The 24,889-nt window shown below is 42.1% G+C and carries 11 protein-coding genes; 9 read left to right on the top strand and 2 right to left on the bottom strand.

Features of this window, described 5'->3' with window-relative positions; translation table 11 throughout:
• Positions 1-12 precede the first annotated feature (12 nt).
• The 4 genes from V7K53_RS26210 to V7K53_RS26195 all read left to right on the top strand — a co-directional run bounded on the left by V7K53_RS26210 (position 13) and on the right by V7K53_RS26195 (position 11,003).
• Positions 13-4,311, top strand: a complete 4,299-nt coding sequence (locus V7K53_RS26210; RefSeq protein WP_335200441.1) for an ATP-binding protein — start codon at positions 13-15, stop codon at positions 4,309-4,311.
• A 549-nt stretch (positions 4,312-4,860) separates the two neighbouring features.
• A complete protein-coding gene (locus tag V7K53_RS26205) occupies positions 4,861-7,080 on the top strand; it encodes an EAL domain-containing protein (protein WP_335200440.1) in 2,220 nt (739 codons plus the stop codon).
• A 557-nt stretch (positions 7,081-7,637) separates the two neighbouring features.
• Positions 7,638-9,221 carry a mechanosensitive ion channel family protein gene (locus V7K53_RS26200; protein WP_335200439.1) on the top strand — a complete coding sequence of 528 codons (1,584 nt, stop codon included), beginning with the start codon at positions 7,638-7,640 and terminating at the stop codon, positions 9,219-9,221.
• Between the two features lie 123 nt (positions 9,222-9,344).
• Positions 9,345-11,003: a mechanosensitive ion channel family protein gene (locus V7K53_RS26195; RefSeq protein WP_335200438.1), complete on the top strand. Its 1,659-nt coding sequence runs from the start codon at positions 9,345-9,347 to the stop codon at positions 11,001-11,003.
• 661 nt (positions 11,004-11,664) lie between these two features.
• Here V7K53_RS26195 and V7K53_RS26190 read toward each other — a convergent pair.
• A complete protein-coding gene (locus V7K53_RS26190) occupies positions 11,665-12,606 on the bottom strand; it encodes an N-acetylmuramoyl-L-alanine amidase (protein ID WP_335200437.1) in 942 nt (313 codons plus the stop codon).
• A 583-nt stretch (positions 12,607-13,189) separates the two neighbouring features.
• Between V7K53_RS26190 and V7K53_RS26185 the strand changes: the two genes are divergently transcribed.
• From V7K53_RS26185 to V7K53_RS26165, 5 genes are all read left to right on the top strand, one after another.
• Positions 13,190-14,344: an L-histidine N(alpha)-methyltransferase gene (locus tag V7K53_RS26185; RefSeq protein ID WP_335200436.1), complete on the top strand. Its 1,155-nt coding sequence runs from the start codon at positions 13,190-13,192 to the stop codon at positions 14,342-14,344.
• A gap of 14 nt (positions 14,345-14,358) precedes the next feature.
• Positions 14,359-14,961, top strand: a complete 603-nt coding sequence (locus V7K53_RS26180) for a hypothetical protein (RefSeq protein ID WP_335193519.1) — start codon at positions 14,359-14,361, stop codon at positions 14,959-14,961.
• Between the two features lie 84 nt (positions 14,962-15,045).
• Entirely contained in the window at positions 15,046-18,738 is a 3,693-nt protein-coding gene (gene bchH, locus V7K53_RS26175) for a magnesium chelatase subunit H (RefSeq protein ID WP_335200435.1), read from the top strand.
• Between the two features lie 536 nt (positions 18,739-19,274).
• Complete coding sequence (locus V7K53_RS26170; protein ID WP_335200434.1) at positions 19,275-19,715, top strand: hypothetical protein; 441 nt, start codon at positions 19,275-19,277, stop codon at positions 19,713-19,715.
• A 309-nt stretch (positions 19,716-20,024) separates the two neighbouring features.
• Complete coding sequence (locus V7K53_RS26165; RefSeq protein WP_335200433.1) at positions 20,025-23,747, top strand: HEAT repeat domain-containing protein; 3,723 nt, start codon at positions 20,025-20,027, stop codon at positions 23,745-23,747.
• Positions 23,748-23,932: 185 nt separating this feature from the next.
• Here the strand turns inward: V7K53_RS26165 and V7K53_RS26160 are convergent, their stop codons facing one another.
• Positions 23,933-24,616, bottom strand: a complete 684-nt coding sequence (locus tag V7K53_RS26160) for a Uma2 family endonuclease (RefSeq protein WP_335200432.1) — start codon at positions 24,614-24,616, stop codon at positions 23,933-23,935.
• Between the last annotated feature and the right edge of the window lie 273 nt (positions 24,617-24,889).

Below are 24,889 nucleotides of genomic sequence, written 5' to 3'. Positions count from 1 at the left end.
CGAGAGGAATTAATGAAGAACGAGTCAACGTTAGCAAGCAACGCCGACGTAAATTTCCTTATCGGTGGGGGTGAAATGGGTGCTAGGATGCGAGAACAGGATTGGTCACAAACGTCCCTTGGCCCAACACAGCACTGGCCACAGAGTTTGAAGACTGCCGTGCGAATTATGTTAACTTCCCGTCAACCTATGTTTGTTTGGTGGGGCGAGGAACTGATTAACCTTTACAATGACGCTTACAAGGCGATTATTGGCGGCAAACATCCAGAAGCACTTGGGCAGCCAGCTTCATACGTGTGGCGGGAAATATGGGATCAGGTTGCGCCTCGCGCCGAATCAGCGATGCTGAAGAATGAGGGTACTTACGACGAAGCGCTGCTGCTAATTATGGAGCGCAATGGCTACCCAGAAGAAACTTATTATACTTTTTCATATAGCCCGGTTCCTAATGACCAGGGCGACACAGGTGGGATCATTTGCGCCAACACAGAGGACACGCAGCGGATTATCAGCGAGCGTCAGTTGGCACTTTTGCGCGAACTCGCAGCGAGGACGGCAGACGCGCGGACATTCGATGAAGCCTGTACGCTAAGTGCAAGTTGTCTGGAGAGCAACCCTTACGATCTCCCTTTCGCAATGATTTATCTGGTCGATCCCGATAAGCAGGAAGTTTTTCTGGCTGGAACTTGCCGCATCGAGCAAAACCACGTAGCAGTTCCAGAAACAGTGGCTCTCGATGCGGATGGGGTTTGGCCCTTTGCGGAAGTGAGCAAAACGCATCAAGCAAAACTGATTTCCGATTTGGAAGTGTCTTTTAGTAGTCTACCCTCTGGTGTTTGGCAGCGATCGCCCCATCAAGCGATCGCAGTACCCATTGCCGCATCTGGTCAAAGCGGAAAAGCTGGTATATTAATTGCTGGTTTGAACCCCTTCAGGCTATTCGATGACAATTATAAAGGATTCATTGATTTAGTTGCGGCTCAAATTGCAGCCAGTATCGCTAATGCCCAAGCTTACGAGGAAGAACGCAAACGTGCTGAAGCCTTGGCAGAAATCGATCGCGCCAAAACCGTCTTTTTTAGCAACGTCAGCCACGAGTTCCGTACCCCACTGACTCTAATGTTGGGGCCATTAGAGGACACCTTAACCACTCTTCCAGCCAAAGAACGAGAGCAGCTAGAAATGGTGCAACGCAACGGACTTCGGCTGCTGAAACTGGTCAACAGCTTACTAGATTTTTCACGCATTGAAGCCGGAAGGGTTCAAGCTTCTTATGAACCCACCAACCTAGCCACCTTCACCGCAGAACTAGCTAGTGTATTTCGTTCAGCAGTAGAACGGGCAGGGATGCAGTTATCAGTTAATTGTCCTGCCCTGCCAGCACCAGTGTATGTAGATCGAGAGATGTGGGAAAAAATTGTTCTTAACCTGCTCTCGAATGCCTTCAAGTTCACGATGGCTGGAGAAATTGCGGTCAGTTTGCAGTGGTTAAATGACCATATTGAGTTTGCAGTCAAAGACACAGGCATCGGTATCCCAACCGCAGAAATCCCCCACCTTTTTGAACGATTCCACCGCGTCAAAGGGGCGCAAGGACGAACTTTTGAAGGGTCAGGAATTGGATTATCACTGGTGCAAGAATTGGTGCAAATGCATGGTGGAACAGTTGATGTTACCAGTCTTCTCGGAATAGGCAGTTGCTTTACTGTGTCAATTCCAACAGGATATGCTCATTTGCCTCCAGAAAGGATTAGTGCCCCGCGAACTTTAGCTTCAACTGCATTAGGTGCAACACCTTATTTAGAAGAAGCCCTGCGGTGGCTACCGGAAGAGGCAGGGGAGCAGGGGAGTAGCACTTCTCTACGAGACGCTGCGCGAACGACTACGCTCAGTGACCGGGGGGCAGGGGAGCAGGAGAGCAGGGGAGCAGGGGAGCAGGAAGTATTTTCTCTTCTGCCTCTTTGCCCCTCTGCACCCTCTGCTCGGATTCTCTTGGCCGATGACAACGCAGATATGCGCGATTATGTTAAGCGGCTATTAAGTCAGCAGTATGAGGTGGAATCAGTTCCGGATGGTTTAGCTGCTTTGGAGTTTGCTCGTGGACGTGTCCCCGATTTGGTACTGACAGATGTGATGATGCCTGGATTAGATGGCTTTGGACTGCTGCAAGCATTACGAGCCGATCCGCTGACGCAAAAAGTTCCAATCATTCTGTTGTCGGCACGGGCGGGGGAAGAAGCACGGGTGGAAGGGTTAGAAGCGGGAGCCGATGATTATCTAATTAAACCTTTCTCTGCCCGTGAATTGTTGGCGCGGGTAGAGGCAGCCCTAAAAATGGCTCGTCTCCGCCAAGAGGCAATGGAACGCGAGCAAGGGTTGCGAATTGAAGCTGAGGTCGCCAAAGCACACCTAGAGACTGTTATCGCTGGTATTCAAGACCAGTTCTTTGTGTTGGATCGAGAGTGGCGTTATACCTTTGTCAACGATCGCGTAGCAGATGTTGTTGGCATCCCCAAAGAAGAGTTGCTAGGTAAGATTATTTGGGAAGTTTTTCCCGATATGGTTAAAAGCGAGTTTGATACCCAGGTTCATCGAGCGATTGCCCAAAACACCGTTGTTCAGTTTGAATACTTTTATCCAGCTTGGCAGCGCTGGTTTGAGAACCGCGTCTACCCCTTTGGAGAGGGAGTAAGCATTTTTGTTACAGAAATTAGCGATCGCAAACAGGCAGAAAAAGCACTTCGGGAAAGCGAAGAAAAGTTCCGCAACATGGCTGATAATGCCCCCTTCATGGTTTGGGTGACAGATACCAATAGCTACTGCACCTATCTCAGTCAGAGCTGGTACGATTTTACAGGCCAAAGCGAGGAAATGGGTCTGGGATTTGGCTGGTTAAATGCTGTGCATCCAGAAGACTATAATGACGCTAGGAATGTTTTTCTGGAAGCTAATAGGAGTTACTCGGCCTTCCGTTTGGAATACCGCTTGCGGCGCAAAGACGGTAAATATCGCTCTTGCATTGATGCCGCGAATCCGTGGTTTGGAGTGGACGGTCAGTTTAAAGGTTACATCGGCTCAGTCATTGACATTACCGAACGCAAAGTTGCAGAAGCCGAACGCGATCGCCTCTTAGAACTTGAGCAAGCTGCTAGAACCGAAGCCGAAAGAGCCAACCGGATTAAAGATGAGTTTCTGGCGGTACTTTCCCATGAATTGCGATCGCCTCTGAATCCGATTCTTGGTTGGGCGAGACTCTTGCAGACTCGTGAGTTTGACACAGCAGCCCTAAAGAAAGCGATCGCAACTATCGAGCGAAATGCTCAATTACAAGCTCAACTAATTGAAGATTTGCTCGATGTCTCTCGAATCTTACAAGGCAAGCTCAACCTGAAGATGTTACCTGTCAACCTAGTACTTGTGATTGAGGCGGGATTGGAAACAGTTCGTTTGGCAGCAGAAGCTAAAAATATTCAAATTCAGACGATGCTAGATGCTTCTTTCGGGCAAGTTTTGGGTGATTCTGGTCGTTTACAACAAGTTATTTGGAATCTCTTATCGAATGCCGTTAAATTCACTCCTGAAGGAGGAAAAATTGATATTCAATTAGAGTGCGTTGACGCTCAAGCTGAGATTACCGTCAGCGACACAGGTAAAGGAATCAGCCCTGAGTTTCTACCTTATGTATTTGAATATTTTCGTCAGGCTGATGGCACGACAACCCGAAAATTTGGTGGATTGGGGTTAGGGTTAGCAATTGTGCGTCATTTGATCGAATTACATGGCGGCACGATTCAGGCAGAAAGTTTAGGTGAAGGGCAAGGAGCTATTTTTCGAGTTAGGCTACCACTAATTAAAAAAGATTTAACCCCAAAACAAAATATAGATGTTGCTGCATTAAATCCTTCTCTTCCGACTGAAATTCTGGCAGGCATCCAAATCTTAGTTGTAGATGATGACGATGATACCCGTGACTTCCACACATTTGTACTAGAACAGGCTGGAGCAATGGTGACAGCAGTGACATCAGCAAAAGAAGCATTGCAAATTTTGGCAGAGTCAGAACCAGATATGCTGCTCAGTGATATTGGGATGCCAGAGATGGATGGCTATATGCTAATGTGCCAAGTTAAAGCATTGCAGGCAAACCAAGCCAAACAAATTCCGGCGATCGCTTTAACCGCTTATGCCGGAGAAATCAATCAGCAACAAGCACTTGAATCAGGGTTTCAAAAGCATCTGTCCAAACCCGTCGAACCAGAGGAGTTAATCAAGGAAATTGCAACTCTAATTGCTAGAAGTGGGCATGTCTAAGTATAGGGGAGCCAATTTCAAAGTCCCTCTACCAATTTTGGGAGAGGGATTTAGGGTGAGGGCTTTTGATTCATGGCTTAGTTTATTAACTTGTTCAAAGATTTTATTGTTTATACCAATTCAATTAATGATTGCAACACATCCTTGGGTAAAGACGCGATTCATCGCGTCTCTACAAATGGTCTATTTGTCGCATTCTTTTTTCCAATCGGTATTATTTAGGCAGATTGATTCTTCAAAAAGATATATTTATTCTGAATTAATCTAGCTAAAAGCTGTTCTTAATCTAGCGGATTTTGACTTTTTTTGTAACTTAAATTGTTGAGCAAACTCCTCATTTTATTGTTTAATTGCACACAATATATCGGCAATTACTTGAGTCCTCAGTATAAATTTTAGTATGTGCTGCTAAGTTGCTTACTCAGCTACATCATTCAGTTTATTTAAATCATCAAATCTTTACGTATTTGAAGTATAGTTTATCTTTTACACTAAAAATAGTGGGAATAATAGAATAAATCAGATTAAGCACATTCAAATTATTTAGCTATGAGCCAAATATGTCCTATCTCCAAAACCTGTGCTTGTCGCAATGTTGCACGCTGCCGGAATCAGGAGGCAGGTAGGCTCTTTCTCTGGTTTCCCGTTTCACATACCCTGATAAAAGTCACCTCCTACCTACAGCAGTTTTCCCTTAAGTATGAACTGATGCATGAGCGACCGGGTTTGAGTTTGGACTGTAAACCCGGACAGTCCCTAGAAATTGCTCGTAACCTGGCCAAACTACTTGCACCAAGAGAATTAAAAGAGACGCAAGTCCTTTTCATGCAAGGTACTTTCCAACCTCAACTCCATGATTTTAGTGACATAACCTCATTACAACGCTTCATTAAGTTGAACCAATCCGACTGGCTGGTTGAAATGCTGGCAACAGAACGATTTACCAGTTACTTCCAACCAATTGTCTCAATTAACGATACATCACAGATTTTTGGATATGAATCGCTTTTACGGGGACTGGATGAAGAAGGCAATTTAGTGCTACCAACACCAATTGTGGAGTTAGCAACCGAAGCCGGACTTCTACCACAACTAGACCAAATTGCTCGACTCAGCACAATCACTCAATTCAGCCGCTATCAAGTAAGTGGGCACATTTTCATTAATTTTGCACCAACGTCACTTTATGACCCAGCTTTTTGCCTACGTAGTACAGTAGAGGCAATTGATACTGCCGGAATTTCTCACGATCGCGTTGTTTTTGAAGTCGTAGAGTCAGACAATCCTCAAGATTTAGCCCACCTCAAGGCAGTGCTTCAATACTACCGGAATGCTGGATTTTTGGTCGCTCTTGACGATCTTGGTTCTGGTTATTCCAGCCTAAATTTGCTGCATCAGTTACGTCCAGATTTTATCAAGCTGGACATGGAGTTAATTCGAGATGTGCATCAAGACCTTTACAAAGCTTCGATTACCGAGAAGCTTTTAGAGATTACTCAAAAGTTAAATATTCAAACTGTTGCTGAAGGAATTGAGTGCATTGAGGAATTGAACTGGCTGCGAAAACGAGGTGCAAATTTTGCTCAAGGCTATTTGATTGCTAGACCCAGTGCTGCGCCTGTCACTACAACCCCTTACTTTGAGCAAATCGCATTAACCGTAGCATCGGCACACTCTCAGCAAGTTGAGCAGCGTGTCCAACACCAAAGCGAGTCTGAGCGAATTGTTGCGGCTGTAACGCAGCGCATTCGCCAATCGTTGGAGTTAGACGAGATTTTGCAAACCACAGCAGCCGAAGTGCGACAACTGTTTGAGGTAGACCGAGTGCTGATTTACCAGTTTGAGCCAGACTGGAGTGGATTAGTCGCTGTAGAATCCTTAGCAGAAGGGTGTATGTCGATTTTTGGATTTCACGTCATGGACACGTGCTTTCAATCGACGCGTGCAGCTTACTATCAACAAGGTAACACCAGAGCGATCGAAGATATTGAAACTGCGGGTCTATCACCTTGTCATGTTGACCTCCTTCGGAGTCTGCAAATCCGGGCAAACCTTGTGGTACCAATTTTGCAGCAAGGGTGTTTGTGGGGATTATTGATTGCTCACCAATGCCGTCAGCCCAGACAATGGCAGCAATCGGAGATTAACTTGTTTAACCAGTTAGCAGGTCAAGCTGCGATCGCTATTCAGCAATCAGAACTTTACCACCAATTACAACAAGCAAACCAGGAATTACAGCGCCTTGCCTGTTCCGATGGTCTAACCCAAGTGGCAAATCGACGCTGCTTTGATGACACGTTAAACACGCAGTGGCAATGGTTGGCACGAGAGCAAGGTTCGCTATCTTTGATTTTGTGTGATGTTGATTACTTTAAGCTTTATAACGATACGCATGGACATCTGGCAGGAGATGATGCACTTAGACAGGTTGCTAAGGCAATCTCTCAGACAGTTAAACACCCCGCTGATTTAGTGGCTCGTTATGGCGGAGAAGAGTTTGCAGTTATTTTGCCAAATACTGATATTGAAGGGGCCATTGCAGTTGCAAAAGATATTCAGATCAATGTTAGTGCATTACAAATGCCTCATCCCCATTCTCAAGTCAGTGAATTCATTACCCTAAGTCTTGGTGTGGCAACCATCACTCCTAATAGCCAATTATCTCCTGCAACCTTAATTGCTGCTGCTGACCAAGGACTCTACCAGGCAAAAGCACAAGGGAGAAATTGTGTAGTGCAGATGGATTGTGAGAATGCTGATGCTAAATAAGCTGATGTGCTTGTAAGTTGCATAGTTAAAATCGCTATAAAGATGTAAAGACGCGGATATACGGGGAGTAAAAGACACATTAACCCACTATCTACGCGCAATTATTGCGGTGAACATCAGAGAAATGCTCTCATGTCATTCAGGCAAAAATGATGATTTTAGCCATAATGTTAGCAAACAAATCTCCAAATTCACTTTCTGTCTATTGTTTAAAAGTTGGCTGAGATTTTTCTCTGACCAGAGTGATGAAAGAACGTTAGTAGAGCGGCATAAATAATTAAAGGTTTGTAGTGAAAACTTTAGCCCTCACTTGATGGCTAAAGTTTTCACTACAAACTAATCTCAATATTTTTTACATTACTTAATTTACTTCAATTTATTCTCACTTACTTAAGGTCGGTGAAGATAAAACGAAAAATGAACGTGTGAATAAAATGTTAATGGCTTGACAAGTTGTGATTATATGAAATAATAATCATCTATGTATAAAAAAAACTTGATAATCTCAAGGGATTTTGATATACAACTATTAAATTCATTCAGATTTATGTTCATATATGAATGTGTTAATTATTTTGGCTGAAGTCAGCCTGATAATCTTTGTTTTTTTATTACTCAACTGGGTTTTTAGCAAATTATTCAAGCTATTTACTAAAACCTTTATACTTAAAAGCGACAATAGAAGTATCAAAACTCTCCGCCGAAATATCACAGGGTTATTGTTACTTGCTTGTGTGGTGTCGTGCATTCTGATTGTGGGTGCTAATGGTTATCTAGTTTATCGGGGCGAAAATCTTCAGCAATACACACTCTTGTTGATTGAGCGTATCCCATCAGGATTTTGGGTGACACTAGGAATTGGCATAGCTCAGAGTAGTGGCACTTTGATTTTAGCGGCGATCGCCCTGAAATTTCTCAAATATTGGTTGAAGGTAGCCAGCACTCGCGCCAAGAACTTAGAAAAAAATACTGCTGATGATGAAAGTATTGATGCTTTCTTTAAGGCCTTCTATGACAGAATCAGTGGTGGAATCTGGCTGTGGGCTACCATCTTGTGTGCCCAATTTCTCAAATTACCAGCAACGGTTTCGGAATATTTGTACATCGCGCTGCGAATCTATCTAATCATTGCCGTTGGCTTGCTTATACTCAAAGCAGTCTCTGCGATCGTTGATAGCCTAGATGCTCTCAGCATCAGATACTCCAATCCTGATAACCTGCTAAGATTCTACGATCGCCTCCGACACCTGATACCCTTTTTAAAGCGCTGCTTGGAATTTGTGATTTATGTCTGCATGGCAACATTGGTGATTCAGCAGGTGCAGTTAATTGCCAATGTCGCAACTTTTGGCCCGCGAATGATCAAGATAATCGGTATCATCTTCATTAGTCGCGTGTTGTTTGAGGTCGTTTACTTACTTATTGAAGAGGTGCTGTTCAAAGACCAGAATCTAACTGATATTCAAAGAAGTAGACGCCTGACGCTCGTTCCTCTGTTTCGTAGTTTCTTACAATACTTAATTTACTTTGGTGCTACAGTTTTCATTCTCTATGCCCTGAGTATCGATCCCACTCCCATACTTGCGGGTGCTGGTATTGTCGGCATCGCTGTGGGGTTAGGGGCACAAACACTAATTAACGATATTGTCTGCGGCTTCTTTATTTTGTTTGAAAACTACTACTTAGTAGGTGACTATATTGAAGCAGGAAAAGCCGAAGAGAAAGTTGTCGAAGGTATTGTTGAGGCGATTGAACTCAGAACCACTCGTGTTAGACATCCTAATGGTCAATTGCAGATTATTCAAAATGGGAATATTGGCTCAATTACTAATTATTCCAAACAGTATATCTTTGCAGTAGTAGAAGTTGGTGTGCCTTATGATTCCAACTTAGCGCACGTGTACAAAGTCATTGAGGAGGTGGGACAGCAGTTAAAAGCAGACGATCCAGATGTACTCGAAGGCACACAAGTGGATGGAGTCGAAAGTCTGGGAGAGTCTAACTTATTGCTGCGAACATTGACGAAAGTAAAGCCAGGAAAACATCTTCAGATTCAGCGCGTTCTTCGGAAGATTTTTACGAATGCACTGCTGGGGGAAGGAATTGTAATTCCCGTGCGCGCTGAAAGTGCCGAAGGTTAATTTGGCACTTTCTTTTAACAAAAAATCACTCAGGAGTCATTTAATTTGGGATTTTTCCTTCAATCAAAATCCCAAATTGGCAGAGCAACTTATTTGAAATTGCAATAATTTAAATAGGCACTAATGAATTATACCCTTATCGCCCAAGCCGCAGAATCTGCATCAAAACCTTCTGTTGTAGTACCACCACCTCCGCCTTTTCCAACGGGTGCACAAATTCTCTCTTTCTTTTATACATTTGGCGCATGTATAGTTGTTGTATTTGTACTCTATATATTACTTTTCTATCTACTGCGATCGTTTCTGCGCCGTACAGAAAAAGATACAGCCCTGTTTATCCTTGGGATCTTACAAATCCCTGCGATCGCTATTTTTATCCTTACTAGTCTAAAATTCTCTCTGGCTCAACTCGGATCGGGGGGAATTATTAATTTGATCGATCGAGGACTCACGGCTTTTCTAATTCTTGGTTTCACTTACGGCATAACTTTGTTGTTTACAGAAGCAGCAGTCTACTACTTAAAAGACTACGCCCGAAAAACTGAGGCTGTCTGGGATGACGTACTAATTCCACTCCTACAAAATTTTATCCCAGTCATCACTTACCTCATTGGCATATCTCTGTTTTTCAGCACCATTGGGGTTGATTTAACAGGAATTGGGTTAGCAATAGGTAGCATTACTGTGGTGTTGGGATTAGCAGTAAAAGATATTTTAAGTGATTTTTTCAGTGGGTTAGTTTTACTAGTTGATACACCCTTTAGATTTGGAGATGTCATCTCCATGCCAGATGGTTCAATTGCAATTATCAAACACATTGGTATCAGGGTAACAAAACTATATCTGATTAACGAGCATTGCGAGGTTTATACACCAAACACGACTTTGGGAGGTCAAAACATAGTCAATCTCAGTCGTCCTACAACTCACTACGCTTATACGATTCAAGTGTCAGTTAGAGTTGATGCTGATGCAGTGGTAGCAACAAACATTTTGCAACAAATTATCCTCGGTCATCCAGACACATTAGGTGATATTGATGAAAAACTTCAATATTTAGATAGTTTTGCTGCATTGACAGAAGCCGATGATGATAAACTGTCAAAAAAAGAAGCAGGGCGGCTACGTTTATTAATTGAAAAAGATGTGAACACGCAACTGAAAAAAATTGAGCAAGCATTTGAAGATTTCGTTAGAGAAGTTAAGCAGGTAGAAAAGGGTGGGTTGAATTCAGAAGAATTGAAAATTCTCCAGAAAAACTATTTAGAAATACTGAACATTGTGGGACTGGTAGTCATCACAGAACGCAAGGGTAAACGTCTGCGATCGCGCCTAGAAGAACAAGAGCCAACTGAGAAACAAACTCTAATTGGCTTGATTCGCCAATGGTATCAAACTTGGTTAAAAGATCCTGATTTAGTAATTGAAGACCAACATCTTTTACCAGACGAATGGGAGCAAAAAATTGAACTTCTGAAAATTAAACTAAATAAGTTATTTCAAAAAATCGCAAGTCCCGGAGTAGATGAAACAAGATTAGATGACTATTCCTTAAAATTTGTTGAATGGTTACACGATAGTTTTAAAGAGTCTAATACTGCCTGGAAAGAACCACAAGTTCAGCTAACTGATATCCAAGGCTCTGCTATGCAATTTTCTGTCCGTTTCTATGTTGATAATATTCAGTTAGAACACTGGCGACGTGGAAACCGTGTCCAAAATGAGGTACGTCGAGAGATGGTAAGGCGGTTAAGACAAGCCTATATCTACACACTAGGATAATTCAGTCAGTGAAACCAGAGCATAGCGATCGCTCGTGGATTACGCGATCGCTGTCTTACTGAAATCTCATCTTTAAACTCAGTTATTATAAAAACAACGGTTTTGAATCATATTTTAGAATAAGTGTTGTATCGGGCTTGATATGACATAATAAATAAATTTTAAAATTATTAAAAATGTGCTTATTTACACAAAAAATTAGTAGTAATTGTTATAGGCTTGAAAAGCCCTTTACTTTTATACTTTTGGCGAAACTTCACCGCCAAAGAAGCACCAGAGCGATAGAAAATTACCTGTTACCAAATGCGATTGGTACTTAATCAAACGCAAATCTGGTTAAGTTGAACAGATTCTTGTCAGCAGAATAGGTGATTTCCTACGCTCTGGTTATTTCTTTTAATTACTTTATCTCAATGGCTGTAAGCGATATCAATCCTATCTCAAATACTTTGGCCGTTTGTGCGCTTGCCAAAGATATTATGAACAAAATATGGTTGTAAGTTGCTAAAATTAATCCCTTCACTGATTCATTAGGCAAAACAGTTCTGTTAGCAGTAATGCGGCGTTTAGCCCATTTCCAGTTCTGAGTAAAGAAGTTCAGATTCTCAACTTCTTTACTCAGCACTACTACCCCAGTCTCTAGTCTCTAGTCCCCATCAGCCTAACCAATTAATTTCTGCCAGCTAGCAGGCCCGATAATGCCATCGGCATCTAAACCATTTTGCTTTTGAAAGTTTTTAACTACAACCTCTGTTTGCGGCCCGTAGACGCCATCATTCTCAACACCTAAACGATATTGTAAGTATCTGACAACTGCACCACCGGCATGGTTTGGTCTGATAATTCGTTTTGCCAAAATTAGATTTATGGCATTCCATGTAGTTGCGTCAGCAATTCCAGTCGGCTGAACTGCGACAATAGTCTGAAATTTTTCTACGGCAGATTTTGTGTTAGCCCCTGTGAAGCCATCTTCTACTAACGCCTTACCATTTTTATCGGTTATTTTTAGTCTATTTAAGGATTTTTGCAGTCTAAGAATAGTTTCATCTATGTTCTCCTCTTCATCTGGTACAGGGTTAACAGGGGCACTTGGCACTTTACCAGTTAAGCCTTTGACAATTGCATTAGCCATTGCTTCAGGATTAAAAAGATTCATATCTTTTTGCGAATCGAGAAAGCAACATTCTATCAAGATAGCAGGCATATCTGTATTTTTCAGAACATACAAGTGGGAACCACTCTTAACGCCACGATTAAAAAATCCTAACTTGATGATTTCATCTAATACAGGTTTAGCAATTTTTCTACCTGTATCGCTAGTTGCATATACTTCTGTGCCGTTAGCTTGGTTGTTAAAAGCATTAAAATGAATCGAGACGTAAATATCTACTCTACTTGCATTAGCCGTAGAACATCTTTTTGAGAGTGAGTCACGGACTGTATTAGCACTACTTGGTCTACATACTACGACTTCATTTCCTAAAGCTCTTAACTTGGCTATAACTCTATTACCTACATCTAGAGTTAAATTATCCTCGAATTTAATACCTCTAGCTCCTGTATCCGGTGGACAATTGTGCCCGCTATCAATTCCGAATTTCATTATTTAATCCTCGATTTGCTTGTTTTTACACTAGTTCAAAACTCTTATAATTATATAGACAAAGTTTGGTTTGTAACTTTGTAAAAATACTTGTTAGCAATGGCTGCATTCTTTTCAGCATTCCTACGCTATTAGACCAAATAAGTTTTTTTGCGAACCTGAGTAGCAACTTTGATTTGGTAAAATCCACTAATTCAAAGCTATATTTTAACCAAAAAGACAACTATTATAAGTTATCAATATCCAGAATAAACAGTAAATTTTTGCAATAAATTGAAATCTAGCAATTGCCTCCATTCTTTAGATAATAACGCTTTGTAAAAGTGGAAAGCCATGACAAATGTACTTAGTTAAGATGCCCAAATCCCTAAACCTAACGCACCCCCGATGTGAACCTGGGTTTATAAGGTCGTAAACCCTTGAGAGACTCTACCCTTGGCTTCATGTTAACCCTGAGCAGCTTAACACATAATACTTTACAGTATTAATGAATACGCGTTCGCCCTTGGCGTTGGCGGAGCCATCGCTTCTAAACACCTGTGCGAGATTTATCAGATAAACTGCTCAAGAAACGAGGCTCAACATGGGATCTTTAAATTTTGTGAAGCTACTGGAGAATTCCATCAATGAACCCGGCTTAGGGTGGACTCTCTGCTTTATAGGGGAAGATCAATCTAGCAAACTTGCAGAACTCACGCAAGAATTGAGAGGAGAATTTTCGGCAACAGGCGATGGAAAAGAGATTTTATCTGGTTTTTCCTATTGGGGAATCGGCCCAACCATTGCCTGGGATCGTGCCTGTAACGATCGCTTCTATCTCGTGATGAAAGAGAGTATAGAGTCTTTTAGATATCGATGGCATCAAATTAATACTAATAATATCAAAGATCGGCAATATCATTATGTAAGTTTAGGCGTAGGCACGGGTGAAAAAGACCAACACATTTTAAGTTTATTGGTTAACGCAAATCCCGATTTACTCTACTTTCCAGTTGATATGAGTTCGGAGATGTTAAGGCTAGGTGTGCAACAGGCAACGAGAGGATCGCAATTGCAAGGTAGCCATGTATTGCCAATTCAAGTTGACTTCTCAATTGAGAGAAATGTTGACGAGTTACGAAAACTACTAGATAGAGTTATCAACAACAGTCCAGTGATATTTTCGCTATTGGGGAACACATTAGCTAATTTTCAACAAGACACAGAACTGTTGCGAACTCTTTCTAAACTAATGCGACGTGAAGATAGGCTACTCCTAGAAGTAGCGACTACCGAAGAATTAAGCGAAGAAGCGGCACAAAATGCGGCGAAAGAATACGCGAAGACTAGATCGTTTAAAGAGTTTGTCACGAGTGCATTGCTGCAAAATACTGACTTACATATCGACTTAAATAGCGTGTTTTTTGATGGTGCTGTAGAAACTGATAGAGGAATTTTGATAAAAATCCTGTATCGTAACATAACTGGAAATAAAATTGAGGTCATGTTACCTGACCGATCGGTAATAAATTTTGAAGACCAAGATACGATTCGTTTGTATCTGACTCGGAAATATACTTCTAATGGCATAGATCGAATTATATCAGACAGTAATCTGGTGCTTGTCGATCGGCTACACACAGTGTTGGAACCACGTTTAAAGAATGGATTTGGCATGGATTTAATCTTACTTGCCTCTGACTCTTCAGGAATTAAGAATAATTCTTCTGTAGCGAATGATATATGGTCTAAACGGTAAGATGTGAGACAAGTATGAAAAACTTAGTGACCTTTATCACGTTTTTCCCTCTACTTCTGGGATTTATTCTAGCTGGCGTCTGGTGGACTCAGGTAAGAAATTTTGAACCGCTACTGACAGGGCTGGGATTATTAGCAACAATTACCGGGATTTTTGGCGAACGATGGGCATCAGCTAACGAAAAGCGGATAGAATTTCTGCGTGCCTTACTGAATGAGTGCAGATCGAATGAGGTAATTCTATCTGATAGCCGCTTCAACCCAAACTCGCATAAGCCGGGGCGACCAATAGTTTTTCCGCGATTAATTATATCAGTGACGGAAACCGCGATCGCATCTAATGTCTTTGCAGAACGTCAAGATAGAGAGTTGTTTTCGCTTATACATCAATGGCGACATACTGCCAATGAGTTTAACCGGAGATTAGATATTACCGAGTTGCGTACATTCACAAATTTGTCACCACAAGAAATCCGTTCGCTATATGAAGCGCTACAGGAATCAAAAGAGTTCAATGATGCACTTAATTTGACTCAACACATCACAACTTTTTTGAAATCCAAATATCCCAAAGGCAGTGGTGATAGTGAAGTCCTAACTCCTTCAAGGAACTACTGACCGGAATCTGTGGGTAGATATTTAACAATCAGCCTGAAAGCACGTTTAAAATTTAAGTAAAGAAATATTTCGTAGCTTACAGGCATGAAACGCATCGTCTTGATTGCTGGGTTTGAATCATTCAACGCTGACTTGTACAGAAAAGCAGCCTTTTTGGCTAACTCTCGCTGTCCTGAGTTGGATATTCGGGTATTTAGCGATCGCGATCTTACCAGCATTCGTACCGAGGTAGAAGCAGCACTTGATGGCGCTGATGTGTTTTTCGGTAGCCTACTATTTGATTATGACCAGGTTGTGTGGTTGCGCGATCGCATTGCCCAAATTCCTATCCGCCTAGTCTTTGAGTCAGCCTTGGAATTGATGAGTTTAACCAAGTTGGGTGACTTTGCCATTGGCGACAAACCCAAAGGAATGCCCAAACCAGTTAAATTCATCCTCGACAAATTCAGCAACGGACGAGAAGAAGACAAACTCGCTGGTTACATCAGCTTCTTAAAAATTGGCCCCAAACTACTAAAATACGTGCCAGTGCAAAAAGTCCAAGACTTACGCAACTGGTTAATTATCTATGGTTACTGGAATGCTGGCGGTTCAGAAAACGTCGCTTCATTATTCTGGACACTAGCAGAAAAATACTTAAATTTAAAAGTCGGCGACATTCCCCCGCTAATCGAAACCCCCAACATCGGATTACTCCACCCCGACTATCAAGGGTTTTTTGAATCCCCCCGCGAATATTTGGAATGGCATAAAACCCATTGTAGAGACGCGATGAATCGCGTCTTCCCAATAGACGCGATGAATCGCGTCTCTACAAAACCTGTTGTCGGAATTCTCCTCTACCGCAAACACGTCATCACCAAACAACCCTACATACCCCAACTAATTCGCAGTTTTGAAGAAGCTGGTTTAACTCCTTTACCCATCTTCATCAACGGTGTAGAAGGACATGTAGCGGTACGAGATTTAATGACAACGGACTATGAAATTCAGCAACGACAACTAGGTAATATAGAAACTCCCTCATTATCAAGTGAAGCAGTAAAAGTGGATGCGATCGTTTCGACAATTGGCTTTCCTCTAGTGGGTGGCCCGGCTGGTTCAATGGAAGCTGGCCGTCAGATAGAAGTAGCAAAACGCATCCTCACTGCCAAAAATGTACCTTATATTGTTGCTGCACCATTATTAATTCAAGATATTTCCTCGTGGACGCGCCAAGGTGTCGGCGGATTGCAAAGTGTCGTGTTGTACGCATTACCAGAATTGGATGGGGCTATTGATACCGTTCCCCTCGGTGGTTTGGTGGGCGAAAATATTTATCTGGTTCCCGAACGGGTGCAGCGATTAATTGGTAGGGTAAAAACTTGGGTGGCTTTGCGGCAAAAACCTGCTTCGGAACGCAAGATTGCCATCATTTTATATGGGTTTCCTCCAGGTTATGGGGCTGTGGGTACAGCTGCATTATTAAATGTGCCGCGTAGTTTGCTGAAGTTTCTCCACGCACTCAAAGAACAAGGTTATACGGTGGGAGATTTACCGGAAGATGGGGAAGAATTGATTCGCTGGGTGAAAGAAGCGGATGAATCTTTAGATGATACAAAAAATATTCCCGCATCCGTTAGCGCCCATACTCTAGAAAAATGGCTGGGATATCTGCAAACTTCCCGCATCGAAAAACAATGGAAATCTCTCACGGGAACTGGAATTAAAACTTATGGCGATGAATTCCAAATTGGCGGCGTGCAATTAGGTAATGTGTGGATAGGTGTACAACCACCTTTGGGGATACAAGGCGACCCGATGCGCTTAATGTTTGAACGGGATTTAACGCCCCATCCCCAATATGCTGCTTACTATAAATGGCTACAAAATGAGTTTGAAGCTGATGCTTTAGTTCACTTTGGAATGCATGGAACGGTGGAATGGTTGCCTGGTTCTCCTTTGGGTAATACGGGTTATTCTTGGTCGGATATTCTGTTAGGAAATTTGCCTAATCTATATATATATGCGGCGAATAATCCCTCTGAATCGATGTTAGCGAAACGTCGCGGTTATGGTGTGTTGATTTCTCATAATGTACCGCCTTATGGTCGTGCAGGTTTATATAAGGAATTGGTGGCGTTGCGGGATTTGATTGCGGAGTATCGGGAAGATCCACAAAAGAATTATGTTTTGAAGGAAGGGATTTGTAAAAAAATTGTAGACTCTGGTTTAGATGCAGATTGTCCGTTTGAGGATGCTAAACGGTTGGGTATTGCGTTTACTCCCGAAAATGTGCGGATGTTTAGCAGTCATGCTTTTGATGATTATTTGGTGGAGTTGTATGAATATTTACAGGTTTTAGAAAATCGGTTGTTTTCTTCTGGGTTGCATACTTTGGGGGAAGCACCGAATGAAGAGGAATTAGGATCGTATTTGGAAGCTTATTTTGGCGATGAGAAAGGAATACCTGAAGAAAAAGAAAAAGAAGAAAGACTAATAAGAGATTTATTGATGCAATCTACGGATGAGTTAACAAATTTGTTAAGAGGGTTGAATGGGGAGTATATTCCGCCTGCGCCTGGGGGGGATTTGTTGCGGGATGGCGCTGGTGTTTTGCCAACTGGGAGAAATATTCATGCTTTAGATCCCTATCGGATGCCTTCACCTGCGGCGTATGAACGGGGACGAGAAATTGCTCAAAAAATTATCGCCCAGCATTTGGAAGAACATGGGAAATATCCTGAAACGGTGGCGGTGATGTTGTGGGGATTGGATGCAATTAAAACTAAGGGTGAATCTTTGGGGATTTTGTTGGAATTGGTGGGGGCTGAACCTGTTAAGGAAGGAACCGGTAGAGTTGTTCGTTATGAGTTGAAGCCGTTGGCGGAGGTTGGACATCCCCGCATTGATGTGTTGGGTAACTTGTCTGGGATTTTCCGAGATAGTTTTGTAAATATCATCGAATTGTTGGATGATTTATTTCAACGGGCGGCTGATGCTGATGAACCGGACGATCGGAATTTTATTAGAAGACACGCTTTAGCTTTAAAAGCCCAAGGTGTAGAGAATGCATCGGCGAGATTGTTTTCTAATCCGGCGGGTGATTTTGGTTCTTTGGTGAACGATCGCGTAGTTGATGGTAACTGGGAATCTGGTGAGGAGTTGGGGAATACTTGGCAAAGTCGCAATGTATTCAGCTACGGGAGAGAAGATAAAGGTCAAGCTAGACCGGAAGTTTTGAATACGTTGTTAAAAACTAGCGATCGCATTGTTCAAGAAATCGATTCGGTAGAATATGGTTTAACTGATATTCAAGAATATTACGCCAATACTGGCGGTTTGAAAAAGGCAGCAGAAAAACAAGGCGGTAAGAAGGTTACAACCAGTTTTGTAGAAAGTTTCTCGAAGGATACTACACCCCGCAATTTAGATGATTTGCTGCGAATGGAGTATCGCACCAAGTTGGTAAATCCAAAATGGGCGCAAGCGATGGCGAATCAAGGTTCTGGTGGTGCTTTTGAAATTTCCCAACGGATGACGGCGTTGATTGGTTGGGGTGGTACTGCTGATTTTACCGATGATTGGGTTTATGACCAAGCGGCTGATACCTATGCGTTAGACGCAGAGATGGCGGAGAAATTACGTAAGGCAAATCCTGAAGCTTTTCGCAATATTTTAGGGAGAATGTTGGAAGCGCATGGGCGGGGTTTCTGGGAAGCTGATACTGATAAGTTAGATAAGCTACGTCAGTTATATGAGTTAACGGATGAAGAGTTGGAAGGTGTGACAGTTTAGAAGGTAGATGCGTTAAAAGTTCAAATAAAAATTATTGTAGAGACGGCGATTTATCGCGTCTTTGCTTAACCGAACCGTATTGAAAACGATGTCTACGACGGGCTACGCCTACCCTATTACGCTTGAAGCTGTAAAAATTTAAACCTTTGCAGCTAAGATTACTTCATGTATAAGAAAGGCTTAAGTTTTTCTCGCAAATGTATAAGCCCTTGCTGGAAAGGCTTAATACTTTGCAACAAATGCTTTTCCATGTATAAGAAAGGCTTAAGCTTTTCTTGCAAATGTATAAGTCGTTGCTGCAATTGTTTAATGCTGTGCAACAAATGTTCTTCCATGTATAAGAAAGGCTTAAATCATTGCAGCAATTGTTGTAACAAACTTATAAATTTATTTAATACCAGAAATAGAATATAGTCTAAGTGAAATTAACTAAATTTTGAGAAATGTAATTGCAACTGATTTGCTATATTTTCCCATGACAACTAGAAACATTTTGGTATAAAACAGTACTAATAACTTAGTAGCAGAGATGCATTATGGCACGTCGTAAAAGAAATTCCACCGCTTTAGAACGAGCCGATCGCCGGATTGAAAGTTTGCAATCCATCAGTGTAGAACTTGACTTTGGCGAGGGATTGACTATCCAAGCTTACACTGTGACAATTAACGATCTCCGGTCTAAGCTTGCTGCTTACAACACTGCATTATCTACCATTGACAAACTTACAGATGAGGTGAATAACGCCGAAAAGGCTGTAATAGCGATGTCAGAAAAAATGTTACTAGGAGTTGGCAGCCGTTACGGTAAAACCAGCCGAGAATACGAGATGGCGGGTGGTGCTAGACGAGGTAATACTAAGAAAAAGCAAAGCGTAGTAGGCAATTCCCAACCCACCAATTCTTTAGCAGCTGATTCTGTGAACCTTTCTTCTACAAATGGATCTATGAATGGGGTGTCGGGTGCGATCGTGAGTTGAGTAAAATCCAATAGGGTTTAGTCAACTTAAGCTAAAAATAGCTTATCTGTTAGCTTCCTCACCCGCCTGGGAATTAATTCCCAGGCTAATAGCTAAAGTCTACTAAAGTAGACTCAATATTTTTGAGTATATAAAGTAGACTCAATATTTTTGAGTATATTTAGTCATCTTCAGATGACTTTTGCTATTAGCAAGGAACTTCAGTTCCTTGCGGGATATCAATTTTACCTTTGTAGGACGGACACCATAAAAAGGATTGAGCGTTTTATTGTGTAGTATATAAAAGAGCGCTTAAAAGTCCTCGGTCAAATGACTACTATGGTTGCAGACCACAGCATAGATTTTCAAACGTATCTAGAATTTCTGAGCGAGGATGACACATATAGAGATTGGCAAGATTTATACACGCCAACTGATGCCATAGACCGTCAAAGACTTGAACCCAAAAAATCGCGCAGACGCTTAGATTTGAGTTTGATGGTGCAAACAGTACCACAGCAACGACAAGGTGAAGCACCAGACAGAGAAAAAATTGAACGGTTGAATATCCTCGAAGGGTTACGGAAGTATGCAGCCAGCCATGTATTGCTAGTAGGAAAACCGGGTTCAGGCAAATCTACAGCTTTAGAACGTTTGTTGTGGGAAGAAGCTCAAAAGGGGAAACAAAGAGAACCAAATCAGAAAATTCCCGTGCTAGTGGAGTTAAGGCGCTACAAAACTTCGGTGCTGGATTTAATTCGGGACTTTTTGACTGGCTATAATTTAAACCTCAACAGGATAGAGATTGAAAATCTACTGTTTACAGGGCGATTTTTGTTACTTGTAGACGGTTTAAATGAATTACCCAACGATGAAGCTAGACGAGATTTAGACGGATTTCGGCAGAAATACCACCGAGTCACGCCGATGATTTTTACTACGCGGTATTTGGGGGTGGGGGGTGATTTAGGTATTGAAAAAAAACTGGAAATGCAACCCCTCACAGAACCGCAGATGCAGCATTTTGTCCGCGCCTATTTGCCAGAGGTGAGCGATCAAATGCTGCGACAGCTGGCTGGACGCTTGCGAGAATTGGCGGAAACGCCGCTGTTATTGTGGATGCTGTGTGAAGTATTCAATGATGCTAAACAAATTCCTACTAGTTTAGGTGAGTTGTTTCGTTGGTTCTCTGGAGAGTATCACAAACTGAAGGGAGATGTACCAATTGCTGAAGGGTTACGTAACTGGCAGGCTGATTTATTGCAGCATCTAGCATTTGTAATGATGCAAGGTGACAATTCGGCTGAGTTGCGATTAACTATTTCTAAACAGCAAGCTAGGAATGTTTTAGCGACATTTTTACAGAACAAAGTAGCTTTTAGTGAGAATTGTGCAAGAGACTGGCTAGAAGATTTGCTCAAGTATCACTTAATTCAATTGCGAACAGACGACCAAATTGAATTTCGTCATCAGCTGATTCAGGAATACTACGCAGCAGAATTTCTACTCCCACAACTTGATAATGTTAGTGATGATAAGCTGAAACGGGATTATTTAAATTATTTGAAATGGACAGAACCCGTAGCCTTGATGTTGGGGTTGTTGGGTGATAAAAGGCAGGCTTTACGAGTGGTGAAGTTAGCATTAGATGTGGATTTGAAGTTAGGGGCAAGGTTGGCAGGAGAAGTAAAGCGGGAGTATCAGAAAGAAACAGTCAATTTAATTTTAAAGTTAGACATTCATAAATTACTCAAAGTTGAGTTTTTTGGTATTACTCAGTCTGAATATGCCGTTACTTTTTTAAATAATTCGTTGCAGGATGAAAATTCCTCTGTTCGTAGGAGTGTCGTAGAGTCCTTAGGAAAAATCGGCAATGAAGCAGCGATATCTACCTTAATTAAAGCTTTGCAGCATGAAAATTACGAGTTTTGTAGGAGAGCCGCAGAGGCGTTAGGAAAAATCGGCAATGAAGCAGCGGTATCTGCCTTAATTAAAGCTTTGCAGGATGAAGATTCTTCTGTTCGTTGGAGAGCCACAGAGGCGTTAGGAAAAATCGGCAATGAAGCAGCGGTATCTGCCTTAATTAAAGCTTTGCAGGATAAAGATTCCTCTGTTCGTAGGAGTGCCGCAGAGGGCTTAGGAAAAATCGGCAATGAAGCAGCGGTATCTGCCTTAATTAAAGCTTTGCAGCATGAAGATTCTTATGTTCGTAGGAGTGCCGCAGAGGCATTAGGAGAAATCGGCAATGAAGCAGCGGTATCTGCCTTAATTAAAGCTTTGCATCATGAAAATTTCTATGTTCGTAGGAATGCCGCAGAGGCGTTAGGAGAAATCGGCAATGAAGCAGTGATATCTGCCTTAATTAAAGCTTTGCAGCATAAAAATTACGAGGTTTGTAGGAGAGCCGCAGAGGCGTTAGGAAAAATCGGCAATGAAGCAGCGATATCTGCCTTAATTAAAGCTTTGCAGGATGAAGATTCTTCTGTTCGTTGGAGTGCCGCAGAGGGGTTAGGAAAAATCGACAATGAGGCAGCGGTATCTGCCTTAATTAAAGCTTTGCATCATGAAGATTCTTATATTCGTAGGATTGCCGCACAGGCGTTAGGAAAAATCGGCAATGAAGCAGCGGTATCTGCCTTAATTAAAGCTTTGCAGCATGAAGATTTCTATGTTCGTAGGAGTGCCACACAGGCGTTAGGAAAAATCGGCAATGAAGCAGCGGTATCTGCCTTCATTAAAGCTTTGCAGGATGAAGATTCCTCTGTTCGTAGGATTGCCGCACAGGCGTTAGGAAAAATCGGCAATGAAGCAGCGGTATCTGCCTTAATTAAAGCTTTACAGGATGAAGATTCTTCTGTTCGTTGGAGTGCCGCAGAGGGCTTAAAAAAAATCGGCAATGAAGCAGCGATATCTGCCTTAATTAAAGCTTTGCAGGATGAAGATTCTTCTGTTCGTTGGAGTGCCGCAGAGGGGTTAGGAAAAATCGACAATGAGGCAGCGGTATCTGCCTTAATTAAAGCTTTGCATCATGAAGATTCTTATATTCGTAGGATTGCCGCACAGGCGTTAGGAAAAATCGGCAATGAAGCAGCGGTATCTGCCTTAATTAAAGCTTTGCAGCATGAAGATTTCTATGTTCGTAGGAGTGCCACAGAGTCCTTAGGAAAAATCGACAATGAGGCAGCGGTATCTGCCTTAATTAAAGCTTTGCAGCATGAAGATTTCTATGTTCGTAGGAGTGCCGCAGAGTCCTTAGGGAAAATCGGCAATGAAGCAGCGATATCTGCCTTAATTAAAGCTTTGCAGCATGAAGATGGTAATGTTCGTAGGAGTGCCGCAGAGTCCTTAGGAAAAATCGGCAATAAAGCAGCGGTATCTGCCTTAATTAAAGCTTTGCAGCATGAAGATGGCAATGTTCGTAGGAGTGCCGCAGAGTCCTTAGGAAAAATTCCTGGATCTGAAGTTTTGCATTATATCTGGGAGTTACAATTAAAAATTCCATCATGGGAAAAAAGCAATGCAATTTTTAAAATTCAAGAGAACTGCAAATTTTATAACCATGAAATTTGTTATTCTGTCTTGAATGAGGAAGCAAACAACGCCGATCCTTTAACTAGTTATCTAAACACACTTAATCAAACACTCAAAATTATGTCAGAAACTCCTAAAAATGATTTCACAGGTGCTACCTTTGGCAGCATCATAGGCAGTGTTACAGGAAATATCCAAGGTGATAACATTGGCACTCAAAATACTAATGCGCCTACACAAGATATTGCTAAATTAGAAACTGTGCTTGAGCAGTTGCTTGAGAAAATGGAGCAGGATAAACCGACTGTAATCGATGCTCAACCTATTGTTGCTCAAGCTGTTGAGAGTCATCCACTACTTAAAAATAGGCAAGCAATTAAGCAAGTTATCAAAAATAATCCAATGCTCAAAGTACGTTTGCAAAAAGCAGTGACAGCAGCAGGTATTGAGACTGTAAAGGTTTTATTTGCTCCTGCTGGTATTGCGATTGAAGCGATTAGGGCTTGGAATGAACCTAGCTAGACTGCCCTTCTAAGTACTTAAGCGTAATTAATTACACAATATCATTGCAAATGTAGCAAAGCGAAATGAAGCAATCCCAGTCCTTGCGATTGCTTTGCTTCTCTTCTCTACGAGAGGCTGCGCCAACGAGACGCTAACGCGAACGCTCGCAATGACTGTAATTAATTTTGTGTGGTTACTTATTTCTATTTCTTTAACTGCTGCACAAACGCATCATGTTCCGGCGACTTCAACCCCGCTTGCACCACCTCCAACACCCGCACCATCTGATTGTTTAACAGCGCTTCCACCGCTAACCACAAACCCGGAAACACCTGAGAGCGAATAATTCCATCTGCACCGGGAGATAGCGATCGATAGTCGCCATCAATTAGGCAAAACCATTCAATTTTATTCTCGTAAGATTGCCAAATTATGTACTCCAACACCCCATTACGGCGATAAACCTGCTTTTTACTGCCTGTATCGATCGCAACGCTACTCGCTGCAATTTCAACAATCAATTCGGGAGATCCTTCAATGTAACCGTCGCTGCTCAAACGGGTTTGTCCGCCTGCGTCTGGTTCAATAAACAGCACTGCATCTGGTTGGGGTTCATTGTCTAAATCTAGTCTGACGGTTGGGGCATCACTCAAATCAACGCCAGGAGTCAGTGATTGGTAAACTCCTAACCAAGTTATGACCCGACTGTGTGGTTTGCCATGCTGCTCATGTCTTAAAGGAGATGCCACGTAAACAATTCCTTCAATCAGTTCTGCTTTCTTGATATGGGGTGCAGCCGCATAACGCCGTTCAAATTCAGGGCGAGTTAGGCGATCGCCACTTTCAAGCGGAGGCAGATGTCTTTGGGCTGAGTACTCTCTAACCATTTGCCAATCCTTGGAGTTGCCGGATATTTCTGACTTTAGCAAACCTCAGTTATCAGTTAGAATTTATTGATTTGCTGTTTTCCTCAAATTCCAAAAATCAAAAAACGTAATCTTAATTGTCATTGTGTGTTCTACTGTGCGATCGCTTACTCGCCTAAGTTAAACATCGCCGACAATTGATGCTGCATAACAGAGGCCAACTAGCTATCATTAGCTAAGTGGGATGCCAAATCCATCGACGGCATACCATTTAGTTAGCAGTTTTTATCAACT

Origin of the sequence: Nostoc sp., assembly GCF_036917355.1 — a bacterium.
GTDB lineage: Bacteria > Cyanobacteriota > Cyanobacteriia > Cyanobacteriales > Nostocaceae > Nostoc.
Note: the sequence above shows the minus strand (reverse complement) of the source record. Positions and strands in the feature narration are given on the sequence as shown.

Bases quoted from the DNA above. Each gene is read 5' to 3' on its own strand.
- V7K53_RS26210 (WP_335200441.1), top strand. From the start codon at position 13: ATGAAGAACGAGTCAACGTTAGCAAGCAACGCCGACGTAAATTTCCTT.
- V7K53_RS26205 (WP_335200440.1), top strand. From the start codon at position 4,861: ATGAGCCAAATATGTCCTATCTCCAAAACCTGTGCTTGTCGCAATGTT.
- V7K53_RS26200 (WP_335200439.1), top strand. From the start codon at position 7,638: ATGAATGTGTTAATTATTTTGGCTGAAGTCAGCCTGATAATCTTTGTT.
- V7K53_RS26195 (WP_335200438.1), top strand. From the start codon at position 9,345: ATGAATTATACCCTTATCGCCCAAGCCGCAGAATCTGCATCAAAACCT.
- V7K53_RS26190 (WP_335200437.1), bottom strand. From the start codon at position 12,606: ATGAAATTCGGAATTGATAGCGGGCACAATTGTCCACCGGATACAGGA.
- V7K53_RS26185 (WP_335200436.1), top strand. From the start codon at position 13,190: ATGGGATCTTTAAATTTTGTGAAGCTACTGGAGAATTCCATCAATGAA.
- V7K53_RS26180 (WP_335193519.1), top strand. From the start codon at position 14,359: ATGAAAAACTTAGTGACCTTTATCACGTTTTTCCCTCTACTTCTGGGA.
- bchH (WP_335200435.1), top strand. From the start codon at position 15,046: ATGAAACGCATCGTCTTGATTGCTGGGTTTGAATCATTCAACGCTGAC.
- V7K53_RS26170 (WP_335200434.1), top strand. From the start codon at position 19,275: ATGGCACGTCGTAAAAGAAATTCCACCGCTTTAGAACGAGCCGATCGC.
- V7K53_RS26165 (WP_335200433.1), top strand. From the start codon at position 20,025: ATGACTACTATGGTTGCAGACCACAGCATAGATTTTCAAACGTATCTA.
- V7K53_RS26160 (WP_335200432.1), bottom strand. From the start codon at position 24,616: ATGGTTAGAGAGTACTCAGCCCAAAGACATCTGCCTCCGCTTGAAAGT.